16 protein-coding genes are annotated in these 15,469 nt (G+C 52.4%); 6 read left to right on the top strand and 10 right to left on the bottom strand.

Annotated features, from left to right (window positions below; translation table 11 throughout):
* Positions 1-9: 9 nt before the first annotated feature.
* From IPM28_16685 to IPM28_16675, 3 genes are read left to right on the top strand one after another with little or no spacing between them, the layout of a single operon-like run.
* Positions 10-729: a tetratricopeptide repeat protein gene (locus tag IPM28_16685; GenBank protein MBK9174620.1), complete on the top strand. Its 720-nt coding sequence runs from the start codon at positions 10-12 to the stop codon at positions 727-729.
* 50 nt (positions 730-779) lie between these two features.
* On the top strand, positions 780-1,274 hold the full coding sequence (gene coaD, locus IPM28_16680) for a pantetheine-phosphate adenylyltransferase (GenBank protein MBK9174619.1): 495 nt from the start codon (positions 780-782) through the stop codon (positions 1,272-1,274).
* 57 nt (positions 1,275-1,331) lie between these two features.
* Positions 1,332-2,540: a pyridoxal phosphate-dependent aminotransferase gene (locus tag IPM28_16675; protein MBK9174618.1), complete on the top strand. Its 1,209-nt coding sequence runs from the start codon at positions 1,332-1,334 to the stop codon at positions 2,538-2,540.
* Here the strand turns inward: IPM28_16675 and IPM28_16670 are convergent, their stop codons facing one another.
* The 9 genes from IPM28_16670 to IPM28_16630 all read right to left on the bottom strand — a co-directional run bounded on the left by IPM28_16670 (position 2,541) and on the right by IPM28_16630 (position 11,398).
* A complete protein-coding gene (locus tag IPM28_16670; GenBank protein MBK9174617.1) occupies positions 2,541-2,915 on the bottom strand; it encodes a hypothetical protein in 375 nt (124 codons plus the stop codon).
* A 24-nt stretch (positions 2,916-2,939) separates the two neighbouring features.
* Positions 2,940-4,433 (bottom strand): ABC transporter ATP-binding protein, encoded by a 1,494-nt coding sequence (locus IPM28_16665; protein ID MBK9174616.1) that lies wholly within the window; start codon positions 4,431-4,433, stop codon positions 2,940-2,942.
* A gap of 7 nt (positions 4,434-4,440) precedes the next feature.
* Positions 4,441-5,478, bottom strand: coding sequence for a BMP family ABC transporter substrate-binding protein (locus tag IPM28_16660; GenBank protein MBK9174615.1), 1,038 nt, complete (start codon positions 5,476-5,478; stop codon positions 4,441-4,443).
* A gap of 108 nt (positions 5,479-5,586) precedes the next feature.
* Complete coding sequence (locus IPM28_16655) at positions 5,587-6,765, bottom strand: VWA domain-containing protein (GenBank protein MBK9174614.1); 1,179 nt, start codon at positions 6,763-6,765, stop codon at positions 5,587-5,589.
* 90 nt (positions 6,766-6,855) lie between these two features.
* Positions 6,856-8,175, bottom strand: a complete 1,320-nt coding sequence (locus IPM28_16650) for a thymidine phosphorylase (protein ID MBK9174613.1) — start codon at positions 8,173-8,175, stop codon at positions 6,856-6,858.
* Positions 8,176-8,265: 90 nt separating this feature from the next.
* The gene (locus IPM28_16645) at positions 8,266-8,748 is read right to left on the bottom strand and encodes a 2-C-methyl-D-erythritol 2,4-cyclodiphosphate synthase (protein ID MBK9174612.1); all 483 of its coding nucleotides are present in this window, start codon (positions 8,746-8,748) and stop codon (positions 8,266-8,268) included.
* Between the two features lie 50 nt (positions 8,749-8,798).
* Positions 8,799-9,461, bottom strand: coding sequence for a 2-C-methyl-D-erythritol 4-phosphate cytidylyltransferase (gene ispD, locus IPM28_16640; protein MBK9174611.1), 663 nt, complete (start codon positions 9,459-9,461; stop codon positions 8,799-8,801).
* A 14-nt stretch (positions 9,462-9,475) separates the two neighbouring features.
* Positions 9,476-10,618, bottom strand: a complete 1,143-nt coding sequence (locus IPM28_16635; protein MBK9174610.1) for a TRAM domain-containing protein — start codon at positions 10,616-10,618, stop codon at positions 9,476-9,478.
* Positions 10,619-10,684: 66 nt separating this feature from the next.
* A complete protein-coding gene (locus IPM28_16630; GenBank protein ID MBK9174609.1) occupies positions 10,685-11,398 on the bottom strand; it encodes an SDR family NAD(P)-dependent oxidoreductase in 714 nt (237 codons plus the stop codon).
* A 119-nt stretch (positions 11,399-11,517) separates the two neighbouring features.
* On the opposite strand from IPM28_16630, the gene IPM28_16625 reads away from it, so the two are divergent.
* Genes IPM28_16625 through IPM28_16615 form a run of 3 tightly spaced genes read left to right on the top strand, consistent with a single transcriptional unit; the run spans position 11,518 to position 14,920 of the window.
* Positions 11,518-12,096: a hypothetical protein gene (locus IPM28_16625; protein ID MBK9174608.1), complete on the top strand. Its 579-nt coding sequence runs from the start codon at positions 11,518-11,520 to the stop codon at positions 12,094-12,096.
* A 5-nt stretch (positions 12,097-12,101) separates the two neighbouring features.
* On the top strand, positions 12,102-13,481 hold the full coding sequence (gene radA, locus IPM28_16620; GenBank protein MBK9174607.1) for a DNA repair protein RadA: 1,380 nt from the start codon (positions 12,102-12,104) through the stop codon (positions 13,479-13,481).
* A gap of 8 nt (positions 13,482-13,489) precedes the next feature.
* Positions 13,490-14,920 carry a phosphoenolpyruvate kinase gene (locus tag IPM28_16615; GenBank protein ID MBK9174606.1) on the top strand — a complete coding sequence of 477 codons (1,431 nt, stop codon included), beginning with the start codon at positions 13,490-13,492 and terminating at the stop codon, positions 14,918-14,920.
* Here the strand turns inward: IPM28_16615 and IPM28_16610 are convergent, their stop codons facing one another.
* Positions 14,921-15,376 (bottom strand): PilZ domain-containing protein, encoded by a 456-nt coding sequence (locus IPM28_16610; GenBank protein MBK9174605.1) that lies wholly within the window; start codon positions 15,374-15,376, stop codon positions 14,921-14,923.
* Positions 15,377-15,469 lie beyond the last annotated feature (93 nt).

Raw genomic sequence — 15,469 nt, 5'->3', positions numbered from 1 at the left:
TCATGTTCAATGCGTGCGGACGGCGAAACCTCGCCGGGCTCGCCGGGTGCTATCACGATCGGACCGGCAATTGAGACGGCTGAGAAGCTGTTTGCTGCCCGGGAGGATATCGAGAGTTTGAGAAAGGCGGTAAAAGTACTATCAGAGGCGCGCAATCCGGCCGAAAGAAACTATGAAGTTGAATGGAAGTTTGCAAAATTCAGCTATTTCCTTGGCAAACGTACCGAATCTGAAAACGAAGCGAATAAGATCTTCGAAACCGGGCGCGACGCGGGCCGCATTGCTTCGCGTGTTCAACCATCCAGCCCGGAAGGACATTTTTGGTACGCGGCCAATCTCGGTGAGCTTTCGAGGCTCAGTCCGATCACGGTCGGGATCAAGTCCGTCGACGATATACGAGAGGCGATGTTAAAAGTGGTTGCGATCGATCCGGGCTATCAGGGTGCAAGTGCATTTGATGCCCTGGGCCAGCTTGAAATGGAGACACGCAACCTGAAGGGCGGAAAAGCAGAGAAGGCGGTCGAATATTTGGAAAAAGGGCTCGGCATTAACAAAGACAACGCGAATATAAGGCTGCACCTGGCCGAAGCATATCTCGCGGTAAAGCGTGACGCGGATGCCCGCAAGCAGCTTGATGCGTTGTTTGACCTCAAACCAGACCCCGCATTCATCCCGGAACATACCGAAGCAGTTGCAAAGGGAAAGAAGCTGTTAGCCATGAACTTTTAAGCATCCCGAACGCACGAACCAGAACGCGTTCTAATTATCCGATCCCTACAATTATGCGTCGTGCAATCTTCCCGGGCTCTTTCGATCCACTTACGAACGGACACCTTGATATCATCAAGCGCAGCCTTCCGCTATTCGACGAAATAATTATTGCAATCTTGAACAATCCGGAGAAGAATCCGATGTTTACGGTCGAAGAACGATGTGCGATGATCGCCGAAATATTGCCCTCGTTAAATGGGCACTCCTGCCGATTGGTCGTAGACAGTTTTTCAGGCCTCACGGCTCATTTTGCAAAGGAAAAGAATGCAACTGCGATCGTTCGCGGCATACGCGCCGTAAGCGATTACGAATATGAACTTCGAATGGCGTTGATGAACCGCAAACTTGAACCCTCGATCGAAACGGTCTTTCTAATGGCGGGCGAGGAATATTCATACGTTTCGTCGACGCTGATGAAGCAGGTCTTCGAACTCGGAGGTCACGTCGATGGCTTGATTCCCGAGCTGGTCGAGGCCAAAATGCGTGAAAAATCAGGCAGGTAAGCGCGGCCCGCATACCGGCTGTTCATTGACTAGTTCGCTATAGGATAAGATACCTAAATGTCGAAATCATTTCCTGTTTCTGAAAGAGTCGCGGCGATGAAGGGCTCTTCAACGCTTCTAGCGGCTCAGGCAGCAGCGGATCTGCGTGAAAAAGGGCATAGCGTTATCGACCTGACGGTCGGCGAACCCGACTTTGAAACGCCGGCCTTTATCAAGGAATACGCTGTCGAAGGCCTGGCTAAGGGCCTTACGAAATATACACCAAGTTCCGGTCTCAAAATATTTCAGGAATCGATCGCGTCCTTTTATGCCGAGCGGTTCGGGGCCGAACTTTCAGTGTCATCGATCGCGGCGTCGTGCGGAGGTAAACAAGCCCTTTTTAACGCAGCGTGCACGATACTCAATCCCGGCGACGAATTGCTTATACCTAAACCATATTGGGTCACATTCCCCGAGATCGGTGCTTTTTGCGGGGCAAAGAACGTCTTTATCGAGACAGCAGAAACCGAGTTCGTGCTGACTGCCGAACAGGTCAAGGCGGCGATCACCGATAAGACCAAACTCCTGATCGTCAATTCGCCCAACAACCCGACCGGAAGGGTAATACCTCCGCGCGAAATGGTCAGGATAGTCGAGACGTGTGCGGAAAACGGCGTCTATGTCCTAACGGACGAATGCTATCTTTTCTTCGCATATCCGCCAGGTGAGGTCTTTTCGTCGGCGAGCCTTCCGCCGGAACTCCGCGAGTTCGTTTGCGTTGCGGGCAGCTTTTCAAAAACTTATGCTATGACCGGTTGGCGGGCGGGGTACACGATCGCCAGCCCGGAATGGACGAAGGCAATGGTAAAGCTCCAAAGCCATTCGGCGACGCACCCAACGTCGTTCGTACAATACGCTTGTGCGATGGCGATGGCAGATCATGATGCCTCGATGAACGCTGTAAATGATATGCTCGTTGAATATCATCGTCGGCGCGATTGGTTGATCCCAGCATTGAACACGATCAAAGGTTTCAGATGTCCGATGCCCGAGGGAGCATTTTATGCTTTTGTTGATGTCGGCGAAATGCTCGGGGAGCAATTCGCTAATTCGGCGGACGTAGCTGAGGCAATGTTGAACGAAGCTTTTACGGTCGTGACTGACGGTGCTGGTTTTGGTGCCGACGGATTTCTTCGATTTTCGTATGCGACGTCAATTGAAAATCTGCATCAGGCCGTCGAGAGGCTTGTTTCGATGTTTGGAGTGAAGGACGTCAAGGCAGCGTGATCACCCTTGTGAGAAAACTAGTTTGAATCCGTTACAGTCCCGTACTTCAAGTTCGACGCAATCGTAGACCCGACGAACGGGGCCAAGGATAATGTCCGCACCTGCGGCTGTTAGCTCCTTAAACAATTCCTCGATGTCCGATACCCATATATATGCGTCACTGCTGATCTGACGAAATTCGAGGTTTGTCCGCTGCGGTTCGGCGTCCGCCTTTCCGAAATGAAATTCCGCGCCGCCTCGGCCTACCATTGCGAACACCGGCGGCTCGCCAAAGAAACCAAGTATCTCAAAACCGAACACGTCGCGATAATACTCCGCTGTTGCGACAACGTCAGCGACAACAAAATTCGGCGCGACGCTTTTGAACTCAACCATTTTCACAGGTTAGGACCATTCCGGCTAACCTCCGGTCATCAGTAAACCTATGGACTCACTGGTCGTACTCGTCGGATCGACCTCGCCGACGATCTTCCCTTCGCGAATGACCATCAACCGATCGGCAAGTGCCGTCACTTCTTCGAGCTCTGCCGAGATCAACAGGACAGCCGTGCCTGCATCACGCATTTCGATCAATTTTCGATGGATAAACTCGATCGCCCCGATATCGACCCCGCGGGTCGGTTGTGAAACAAGCAGCAATTTCGGCTGATGGCCAAATTCGCGCCCGATTATCAGTTTCTGCTGGTTGCCGCCAGACAGTGCTTTTGCAGTCAAGGACGGATTGGGCGGACGTACATCAAAATCTTCGATGATCTGTGCAACGCGCGATCTGACAACGCTGTTGTCAATAATGCCAAGGCCAAACGTGACCGGTGGTCGATAATGGACGCCCAAGATCGCGTTTTCGGCAAGATCAGAATTAAGCAGGAGTCCTCGTTTTTGTCGGTCTTCCGGGATGTGCGCGATACCGAGTTCCTTCTTCCGCCTGGCATCAAGAGATGTCACATCCCGTCCGTCAAACCAGATCGAACCACCCGAACAACGCACCAAACCAGCTAGGGCCTCAACAAGCTCGGTCTGGCCGTTACCCTCGATCCCGGCTATCCCGACGATCTCGCCGGCTCGGACCTCGAAAGAAATGTCGTCGACCGCCACATCGTGCTTTCCCCGAACCGACAGATTCCTTACTTCCAAAACGACATCGGTTGGCTTCGACTCCGGTTTATCGACCCGGAGAAGCACCTCACGGCCAACTATCATCCTCGCCAACTCTTTCGCGTTCGTTTCAGAGGTTCTCACGTTACCCACCGATCTGCCATCGCGCATGACGGTAACCTCATCGGAAATCGCGAGGACTTCCTCAAGTTTGTGGGTAATAATGATGATGGTCTTGCCCTGCGCCTTCATACGCCGCAGTATTTTGAAAAACTCTTCGACCTCCTGCGGTGTCAGCACCGCAGTCGGCTCATCCAGGATCAGCAGCCTGGCATCGCGGTATAGGGCTTTTAGCAATTCGACCCGCTGCTGAGCCCCGACCGAGAGGTCCTCGATCAACGCGGCTGGGTCAACATCGAGTTTCAGATCATCAGATAGCTTTTTGATATCGTGTTCGGCCTTATCGAGATCGAGGTTCACCGTCGAGCCGGTTTCTGCGCCGAGGACAATATTCTCCGCGACCGTCATCGTATCGACCAGCAAGAAATGCTGATGCACCATACCTATGCCGAGGGCGATAGCGTCGTGTGGATTTCGAATCGCAACCGGCTTTCCGTCCACCAATATCTCGCCGGCGTCCGGGTTATAAAACCCATAAACCACGCGCATCACGGTAGATTTGCCTGCCCCGTTCTCGCCTACGATGGCATGAATCGTGCCATTTTCGACCTTTAGAGACACATCGTCGTTTGCGACACAATCTCCGAATACCTTCCTGACGTTTCGTACTTCGAGCATCGCTTTCCTAATTCGCCATCGCGTCGGTCACCTTGATCTCTCCGGCAACTATTTTTGCTTTTGCTGCTTCTACACGTTCGATAACGTTCGCCGGGACCAGCGGTTCGTTGAATTCATCCATCGCATATGCAACGCCATCCTTGTCGAGTCCGAATACATGGAACCCGCCCTGAAACTTACCTTCGATCACCTCTTTGACGGCGTCATAGACAGCGTTGTCGACCCGTTTTACCATCGAGGTGAGAACAAATCCTGGTTTTACGCCGTTCTGATTGGAATCGACCCCGATCACGAATCGGTTCGCCTGGCCATCCATGTTCTGACCGTATTGCTCAACAGCATCGAAGGCACCAAGCCCGGAATTCCCGGCTGCGGTGAAGATTACGTCCGCACCTTTCTCGATCTGCGAAAGGGCGAGTTCTTTGCCCTTTCCCGGATTGTTCCATGCATGGTCGGTCACGCCAACATAGTTTGTCACTATTTGGATCTTCGGGTTTACCGCCTTTGCTCCTTCTTCGTAGCCTTTGTTGAATCGATGAATAAGCGGAATGTCCATTCCGCCCAGAAAGCCCAGGACACCAGTCCGCGATTTCGCCGCGGCTATCATGCCCACAAGATATGAGCCTTCGTGCTCACGGAAAACTAGAGAAGCTACATTTCGTTTCGGTGTCTTCCCGTCCTTTTCGAAGATGACACCGTCCACGATCGCAAACTTCACTTCGGGATAGTCGATCGCGACTTTTTGCATGATCGGCCCTTGAGCGAAGCCCACCCCGACGACAAGGTCAAAGTTCTTCTCTGCAAAGGCGCGCATCGCAGGCTCGATCGAAGTCGGATTTCCCGGTTCAACGTCGTAGAGGCAGATATTCAATTCCTTTTCTGCACGCTTTACGCCTTCCCAGGCGGCCGCATTGAACGAACGATCATTTTTACCGCCAATGTCAAAAACTATCCCGACACGCGTGCTGCAGCCAACTCGCTTTGTCTCCGAACGCACTGCGCACGACGAAACAGTGAAAATGGCGATCATGCCGAGCATCGCCATTTTTATCGTGTTGATGTTCATAGACTATTTGCTTACCAAAGGGTGGTCAGCCTCATTAGCTTACAAACATCTAAGGTTTTGGGCAAGGAAGTATCGAAGGCGAACCATCTATTCGATGCCGCGTCGAGCCAGTTGGTCGGCAAGTGCCGCTCGAACTGCGGAGTCGAACCCGCCCGAGCGGCCTGAACGCGTCCCCTCAGCCCGAAGAAATGCTTCTCGCTGTTTCGATAGTTCGAGGATCTCTTGCCGTATCTTCTTTCTTTCTGCGATCCGGGCATCCACTTGCCGCTGTCTCTCTGCCGGCGAGACCCTTTGCAGATCGTCCGGCAGATCTTCAGCCTTTACCTCGTCGAGCTTGATTCTTCCTCGCTCCATGTCCTGGATCAGATCGCCATTGTAAGCGTCTTTGTTCACCGCTTTATTCAGCGCCCGGTCGGCTCTCGCAGTATTGGACGCCGCATTCGCCATCTTCGATTCCGTCTCTGCAGCCGCCATAGAGAGATCGGCACGTCGTGTCGGTGCGCCGTAGGCAATGAATGTACCCCCGAGTTTTTGACCGAGCTCTGCGATTCGCGAATCGAACGGCGTGTTTATCTCTTCAACCCCGCCGTTCTGTGCGATCGCAAAGTATTTGCCTTGTCCTGCTCTTGCAACCTGTTGCCAGATCGACCGTGTTTCGTGGTCATCGCCGCATTGTATCGTGTTCACGACAATATTCCTTCGAACAGCGACCGTCGTCGTTGCGAGAACATCAGGCTCGCCGCTGTAATTCTGCGGAGGAGCATCGCCGACAAGAAAGATGATCTTCGCTGCCCCGGACTTCGACCATCCTGCCTTTTCCACACCTTCAGCTAACGCCTTCCGAACGCTTTCAGGCGTGTCACCACCGCCGCCGGCTTCCAGGTCCATTAGTTTAGAATAGACCGCGTCGAGATCTGATGATATTGGCACGATCTGGGTGACATACTCATCATTCCGATCTCGATACGCAACGAAGCCGACGCGAACGTCTGGCTTTGACTGTTTTTGCATCACTTCATTAACGATGCTCCAGATCTTTTGTTTAGCTCCGTCGAGCAAGCCGCCCATTGACCCGGTCGTATCTAGGACAAATACCATTTCGAGGGTCTTGCCTTGAGTCGGCTCGTTTGTTTCAGGTCCGGCCTCGTGTATCTCTTCAACCTCGACCCGCGGGATCTCGCGGTTGATGTATGAAATACCCGCAAATGCAACACCCACAACAAATGCGAGTAACAATATCGCGACTTTGAAGAATTTATGTTCCATTTCGTTCGCTCCTTAAATATGCTCAGATCGCCGCCCTTTGAGATCGTCTGCAGTTCGAACGTTCGGGAAGTGGAATACTTGCGAAGAAATTCAGTTGGAAATTGTCCTGTGGATCAGCGGCGGAGGAGTGATCTGCGTGTCAAGTATTTGGTAGGAACGTCTCAACTTTGCCGCAATCGAATCGGCCTGTTCCTCAGATCTGCAATATAGCTCGCCGATCGGTTGCCCCGTAATCACACGATCACCGATCCGTGAAATGCTCGCATAACCTATTGCATGATCTATCTTATCTTCGGCGCGGGTGCGGCCGCCGCCGATCTCGACGATCGCATTTCCTATTGCGAGCGTGTCGATCTCTGAAATGCAGCCTGAATTCTCGGCCTTGATCTCGACCTTGGTCAGGGTTGGATCGACAAGCTTTTCCGGATCGTCACAAACGGAAAGGTCGCCGCCCTGGAGTTCGAGATTGCGGCAAAAACGCTCGAATGCGTTCCCGCTATCTATCTTTGCTGTCGCCAACCGTCGTGCAGTACCGAGGTCCGCCGATACACCGGCTAGCACCAGCAAGCGCGAAGTCAGGTCGAGAGAAAGTTCAAATGTTGATTCGCTTCCCGGTAATGGCTCGCCTTTAAGTATCTTGATGCATTCATACGTCTCAAGCGCATTGCCGACAAATCTGCCGAGAGGCTGGCCCATATCCGAGATCACCGCTTCGGTCCTGACGCCAAAGTTGGTGCCGGTCATTACCATTGCCTCAGCGAGCTTTCGCGAGTCCTCGAACCTCTGCATGAATGCTCCCGACCCGGTCTTCACGTCCAGAACTAGTACATCGAGCCCTTCGGCGAGCTTCTTTGACATTATGGATGCAACGATCAGTGGGATGCATGGGACCGTTGCAGTCGCATCGCGGAGAGCGTAAAGCTTTCGATCCGCCGGAGCGATCTCAGCTGTCTGACCAGCCATCGCGTAACCGCAATCGTCGATGACAGAATGAAACTCCTGCTTCGAAAGGCGAACGTTAAATCCCGGTATCGCCTCGAGCTTATCCAAAGTTCCACCGGTATGTCCGAGGCCGCGGCCTGATATCATCGGGACGGCCAGACCGCACGCTGCGGCAAGTGGTGCGATTATCAGGGACGTCTTATCCCCGACCCCGCCGGTCGAATGCTTGTCGACCTTGGGTTTGCCGATCTCTTCAAAACTGAGTACCTCGCCGGACCGAAGCATTGCATCAGTGATGGCGTCCTGTTCGGCAAGGTTCATCCCGCGAATGAACATCGCCATGACCATTGCAGTGATCTGGTAATCGGCCCAAGAACCATCGCAAACACCATCGATAAAAGCACCGATCTCTGAATGCGAAAGCTCTCCGCCGTCTCGTTTAATTGCGATGATCTCTTGTGGCCGCATTGAATATGGAAAACAAAAACTGCCCAAGTTTCGCACAAGGGCAGTCAGCAAGTCCATCTGTTGGAGGACGTTACATTCAATGTCGGACCATCAACTGCTGCTTATTTCTAACAGCACGACCGCGTCAGCCCTAACGGCTTGCCGACCACCGACAGCATCGACGCCCTCACTTGTTTTGGCCTTCACACTGATCTGGGTGGTTTCGATCTCGAGCGAAAGGGCGAGTCCCCTGCGAATATCCTCGATGTACGGGCGCAATTTTGGATACTCGAGATGAACGGTCGCATCCAGATTCGCAACCTTGTAGCCGCGTTCCCTGGCGAGTCCGACGGCGTATCTGAGAAACACCGAACTTTCGGCATTGAGCCAACGTTCGTCGCTGTTCGGAAAATGCGAACCAATATCCCCGAGTGCCAGTGCTCCGAGAATTGCATCGGTTACTGCGTGTAGTAACACATCGGCATCCGAGTGCCCTTCAGCACCGAGCTCAGAATCTAACCGCACGCCCCCGATGATCAGCGGACGCCCGGCGACGAGCCTGTGAATGTCGTTTCCTTGTCCGATCCTGTACATCTGCTTTTCATCAAAAGTATGTGGAACGCCGGAATATCTTGACCGGTGGTTCACTTCATCAAAAGAGCTTCCGCGAATGCGAGATCCTCCGGATAGGTGATCTTAATATTGCGAGAGCTTCCCTCAACTACCGCAATGGGATGGCCCAGCCTTTCAACAAGAAAACACTCATCGGTCACTGATTCACCGAGATCGGTGTCGTCGAACGCCCGTCTCAATAGATCGGCCGAAAATACTTGTGGAGTAAATGCCCGTCGCAGTTTTGCTCTATCAAGAGTTCCCGATATTTGGCCACCCACGACCGTTTTTATCGTGTCCGTGACAGCTGCGACAAGACAAGCAGCACCGGTGTGCTTTGCTCTCTCGATCGTGCGCTCGATCTCTTCGACTGTTACCAACGGCCGAGCCCCATCGTGAACGGCAATGATCGATGTCTCGGTGTCGACTGCGTTTAGCCCGTTGAGAACCGATTGTGCACGCGTCGCCCCACCGCTGACAATTGAGTTGATCTTTGGTACACAGTGTTGGTCAAAACGTTCGATCTGATCACCGGCAAGAACAAGAACGATATGGTCAACCGACGGCGAGGCTTGAAATCGCTCCAGTGTGTGAACGATGACCGGCTTTCCACCGATCTCGAGAAATTGTTTGGGTTTATCGGAATTGAAACGTGAACCGGAGCCGGCAGCAACGATGATCGCTGTAGTTTTCATCGTTTCGCGACGGGTTAATCGACTTCCTCGATGATCGTCGTTTGTCGCAGTTCGCGAGTTGCCTTTCGAAAGCCAAGAGAACGGGAATCGTGGATCGCAACATTCGAATGCTCGCCGTTGTCTTCTTTCTCTTCCCAGAGCCTGCCAAAGATCATCTTCCCTGCGGTCGTCTGCAGGACGCTGGTTACTGCGATATCGGCGGTCTTACCTATTAACCTGCGGGCGTTGTCGATCACGACCATTGTCCCATCGTCTAGATAAGCAACGCCTTGGTTGTATTCCTTGCCCTCTTTCAGCACGAAAACACGCATCGCCTCGCCGGGCAGCACCACCGGTTTCAGGGCATTTGCGAGTTCGTTGATATTGAGCACGGAAACGCCACGGAGCTGCGAAACCTTGTTAAGGTTAAAGTCATTCGTAACGATCACGGCCTCGAGCTGTTTGCCGAGCTCGATCAATTTCAGATCGACCTCTTTTACTGCCGGAAAATCAGTTTCGACGATCTGGATATCGAGCTTACTATTGTTCCGAAGTCTTTGTAGCATGTCCAGACCGCGGCGGCCTCGTTGCCGCTTTGACGAATCTGCCGAATCGGCTACCTGCTGCAGTTCCGCGAGAATGAAATTCGGAATTATCAGTGTCCCGCTCAAAAAGCCCGTTTCGGCAACATCAGCGATTCGGCCGTCAATGATCACAGACGTATCAAGGATCTTATAGTCACGCGGTGTGTTTTTATCGCTGAAAATGCCGCCAAGAGCAGTGAGATCGAGATAATCGCCTTTCGCAGCACCGACCATTAGGCCAACGTACCCCATAAAGAACGCCAATGAGATCGTCAGGAAGGTCTTCATTTCAGCCGGAACTGCCTGAACTTCCTGGATCGAGATCAATACTCCGATCAAAAATGCGCCGGCGATCCCAAGTATCGAGCCAACAGCCGCACCGATCAATGTCTTCAGCGTTGCCCGTCTTACACGTAGCTCAAAACCAATGATCGCAATTGCGATCAAGACTCCAATGGCCGCCGAGACAAATCTACGCGTCGGTTCATCGATAGGATCAAGACGCGCGGTGTGAGCAAGCGGATTCAGCAAAAAGCCAATTCCTGCCAGTAACCCGACAAAGGCGATCCTGATTGTGAGTATGTCGAGCTTCATCTGAGAAATCTTAGCACGAATTAGCGTGTGTTGTTAATGGTTTACATTTTTTGGCCTGACTGAAACCTAACCAAGCCTCAAAACATTCCCGTTGACCGCAACCGCTTCCGGCGAAAGCAAGAACAATACTACGCGTGCGACGTCATCAGGCGAGACCGTGCCCTTCGGCCGCAAGAATTCCGGATGGTCCAAATAATCCGATTCATTTGCATCCTTTACGACGACCGCATTTACACGAAAGCTGTCGGGTAGGTTCCTCGAGAACCACTCCGTCGTATCAAGATCCGCCGAATATGAAGCTTCAGTCACTGCACTATCGCCACTTTCCGAGGTAGGTTCGGCAATGACGTTAACGATCTTTGGTTTCGGGCGGCTTGACATCAGTCTCGACGCTAGCTTTGTAACCAAATAGCTTGGCCGAACCCCCTCGGGAAAATAATCGAGGGCGTCATCCTTGCAATTGACCAGAAACGTCGATTCGCCCGCCGATTTCAGACAATTGACAAGAAGGTCAAGCCTTGCAAACTCGGTCTCGACCTTATCTAGCAGCGTTCTTGCACCGTCGGGCGTTTGGGCGTCGGCGTCGACCGCAAATGCGAGGGTGCCGAGCGCACGCAACGCTTCGATGGCCGGATCGCCTTTGCCTGACGGTGGGACCCCCACGATGACGAATGCACCCTGTAATGCGAGCTGCAACGCAACGGCCTTTCCGATCGGGGTGGTGCCATCAGTCACTAGGGCGACCTTTTCCGAAAATGCATGAATTGAAGTTACGTTCACGGCCTTAGGATAGCGAAAACGACCGAGCTTCACCACAAAGATCGTCTAGGTGTTTTTCAACCGGTCTTTCTGATACCATTTCACAGGATCGAAGTACACGCAGACAAGGGGGCGACATCGTGAAAAGGCAAATAACTAAATTCGTTGCGACAGCACTACTAATATTCCTTCCGGCCGGGTTGAATGCTCAGCGTTTGACCCTTACTTCGGGGAGTATTTTCATCGGCGGAGACTCGTTTTCGCGTCCTGATTATCAAACCATATTGATCTTCGACGTCACCGGCAGTGCGCAGAATCCGGTAAGAACCTATCGATTTGGAGCGACCCAGTACTATAGCGTTTATCTCGATCATCCCATCAAACCAGACGGCCGTTATGATTATTCGTTGATCATGCCGTATGGGCCGCAATCGCTTTTTATCAATGGCCAGAATATTTATCCGGTTTGGTATGTTGAGAGTCGGTGGAATCTCAATGCGAGTGTGATAACGCCTATTGCAACGGTCGATTCACCGGTCATAGCAACTGTCGAGTCGCCGTTTTCGATGACCGGTACCACGTCGACGTACGGCCGTTATAACTTGAATCTTCGAACAAAAGGTTCAGGAACGGTTCGAATTCGTTTCGAGAAAATCGGTCTGAACTACTTTTTTCTGGATGGAACATACGTGTTTTCTGAGCCCGGTTCTGATCGCTAGTGCCTATGGCAAAACAACCCTCAACGATTTTCGTTTGCCAGAATTGCGGCGGGCAATCGCGTAAATGGCTCGGTCAATGTCCGGACTGCGAAGAATGGAATACGCTTGTCGAGGAAAGGTTTCGTCCGGCAGCGCAGGCAGTCGCCGCCGGGTTCGGGAAAACCCAGTGGACATCTGCCGCGAAGCCGATCGCGTTTAGCCAAGTCGAATCACAGGACGATGCCCGTATTTCGTCGGGCATCCAGGAATTTGACCGCGTTCTCGGCGGCGGTATCGTCGCTGGCTCGCTTGTTCTTATTGGCGGCGCGCCTGGAATTGGGAAATCGACTATCGTGTTGCAGATAGCTCACAGGCTTGCCGTCAACGACTCGATCGTTTTGTACGTATCGGGAGAAGAATCCGAGAGACAGATCAAAATGCGCGGCGAGCGCATTGGCATCAACGCCGAGCGGCTTTTCCTGCTTCCCGAGACGAATCTCGGATCGATCCTTGCGGAAACCGATAGTCTTCGGCCGGACTTTTTGATCGTCGACTCGATCCAGACGATCCATAGCGACAAGATTGAATCTGCCGCGGGAAGCGTCTCACAGGTTCGCGATGTCGCCGCGCAACTGATGCTCTTTGCAAAACAGACGGCAACACCTGTTTTCATCACCGGCCACGTTACGAAAGAAGGCTCGATCGCAGGTCCAAAAACTCTTGAGCACATTGTTGACACTGTGCTTTATTTCGAGGGCGACCGCCATCACAATCACCGGATAATCCGAGCCACGAAGAATCGGTTCGGTGCGGCGAATGAGATCGGTGTTTTCGAGATGACGAACGCGGGGCTGGTCGCCGTTGGAAATCCTTCAGAACTTTTTTTGCAGGAACGCCCCGAAGGCGCAAGCGGCTCGGTCGTCACGGTCTGCATGGAAGGAACTCGTCCGATGCTGGTCGAGGTTCAGGCTCTTGTAAGCGGGACACGTTCGGCATCGGGCAGGCGAATGGCCCAGGGATTTGATTACAACCGTACGTCTATGCTGATCGCGGTTTTGGAAAAGCGGCTGGGAATGCAGCTTGCAGGCGACGACGTGTTTATCAACATCGCCGGAGGCGTGGAAGTGACCGAACCGGCCGCGGATCTAGGCGTTATCGCCGCTATCGCATCCAGCTTTCGTAATCTGCCCGTTGGTCCGGATGTTGCCGTTTTCGGTGAGATCGGACTCACTGGTGAGATCCGCGGCGTTTTGCAGGCTCAGTCCCGGGCTCGCGAAGCACAGTCGATGGGCTTTAAAAAGCTCATTCTACCCGAATCAAATCGCAAAGGATTAGAGAAACTGCTTGGTGTTCGTGTGGTCGGCGTTCGAAGCGTTGACGAGGCTCTTGGCGAACTATTTAACTAGAAGCGGCTATGTCGAAGACGGTCATAACTGAAGGCGATGAGGGCGTCAAGCTTATTGTTAAGCGGAGAAAAAAGGACACTCCCAATGTTCGTTTAGCGACGCGCATGCCGGTACATGTCGTTTACGGCGGCGCAGATCGATTTTCTGCATCGATAGCTTCGAAGCTTGGATCGATCGCATTGAAGACGCTCGAAACCTACGCTTCAAATTTTGTCGAATTCGCGAACGCGTTTTGTCTGCCGGGCACCGAGTCATTGCCGAATTTCCCCGAGGCGGTCGTGAGGCTCGATCTTCAGATCGCTAAGGATCCGTCAACCGCAAGATCGAGCGACCATGCATCGTGGTTCGCCTGGACCGTTTATCAGAAGACCGTCGAAAAACTGAAAACCGAACCTGTTGAGGATTTTCGGATCGATTTCGAGGATGGTTACGGATTCAGAGCGGATGACGAGGAAGACGCAGATGCATTTCGCACTGCTAAGGAACTTGCACAAACGTACATAAAGGGCACGAACACCTATTTCTCAGGCCTTCGAGTCAAGTCATTTGCACCGGAGACATATTCGCGATCAGTACGCACATTGAATATTTTCCTTTCGACACTGTTGGAATCGACGGCCGGACTGATCCCGCCCAATTTTGTCGTCACACTCCCTAAAGTTAGCTCCCATAAGGACGTGCGCGAACTTCACAGCCATCTGACAAAGGTCGAAAAGAAGGCGAACCTACCCCATGGGTCGATCAAGCTGGAATTGATGATCGAAACACCGGCTGCGATCATTGGGCCAAAAGGTAATTTCGCACTTCGCGACCTGGTGAATGCGGGCAAGGGGCGCGTCATTGCAGCTCATTTTGGGGCATACGACTATACGTCGTCCCTCGGCATAGCTGCCGATTTTCAGGGCCTCAGACACGAAGCCTGCGTTTTGGCCCGACAATTGATGCTGCTAACGCTGTCGCCGATGGGAATTCGGCTTGCAGATTCGGTGACAACTCAAATTCCGACGACGGTTCACAATGGCGGACGGTTGAGTAAGTCGCAAACCGCTGATAACCGCCGTCGGATCTTCGAAGGTTGGCGAACTCATTTCGAGAACGTCACATATTCGATGAGCAATGGTTTTTACCAAAGCTGGGATCTTCATCCAAATCAACTGCCGGCTCGCTACGCCGCGGTGTATTCGTTCTTCCTCCGGACCTTCGATTCACAGACAGCTCGTCTACGCGATTTTATTGATGGTGCATCAAGGGCCATGCTTTCGGGCAACACTTTTGACGATGCGGCATCGGCTCAGGGTGTATTGAATTTCTTACGTCGGGGTTCCGATTGCGGGGCATTCAATGATTCGGATGTCGCATCTGCCACTGGTCTTACCGAAGGAGAGTTCAGGGGGCAAACGTTTCAACAGATCATCGAGGGGCGCCGGCAAGCGATTTGATCAGGCAATTTCTTCACCTGACATCGCCTTTTCGAGCATTTCCTCCCGTTCATGCCTGCGATTGGTTATCTTTGGGCTTTCGTCCTCTTCGATGTATTTCGAAGGCTGATTGAACGGGTCAGGAAATATTGGCAGGCCCTCGCGGATCATTCGCTCTGAAATGATCTTCGATATAAGTTCCTGTTCGAACTGCGATATCTCGTAAAACCGAACTCCGATCCCCGTGTCTTCAAAGCGGTAGATCGCCTTGCATTTAAGCGGAAGCCTGTTTTTGTTCGGAAGTTCGATCTCTAACCGAAACTCATCGCCGGCATAGATATTCTCTTCCCAATCTGTGAAACAGCCGCCGATGCTTATCTGCTGCAAAAGCGTTTCCTGGCGATCGCCAAATTTTGTGACGATCGTCGCAGGTATATCCAAAGAGAAGCGGGTGTGTTTTCGTTGATTGATCGACATCTGAGTTGCGAGGAATGAACCGAAGGGATGTTGACTTGCCTCCTATATTTTACAGATTTCGGATCGCTTTAGGCAACAAAATATTTACGATCG

Origin of the sequence: Chloracidobacterium sp., from assembly GCA_016716305.1 — a bacterium.
GTDB lineage: Bacteria > Acidobacteriota > Blastocatellia > Pyrinomonadales > Pyrinomonadaceae > OLB17.
The sequence above is the reverse complement of the archived record's forward strand: the minus strand, read 5'-3'. Positions and strand labels throughout refer to the sequence as shown.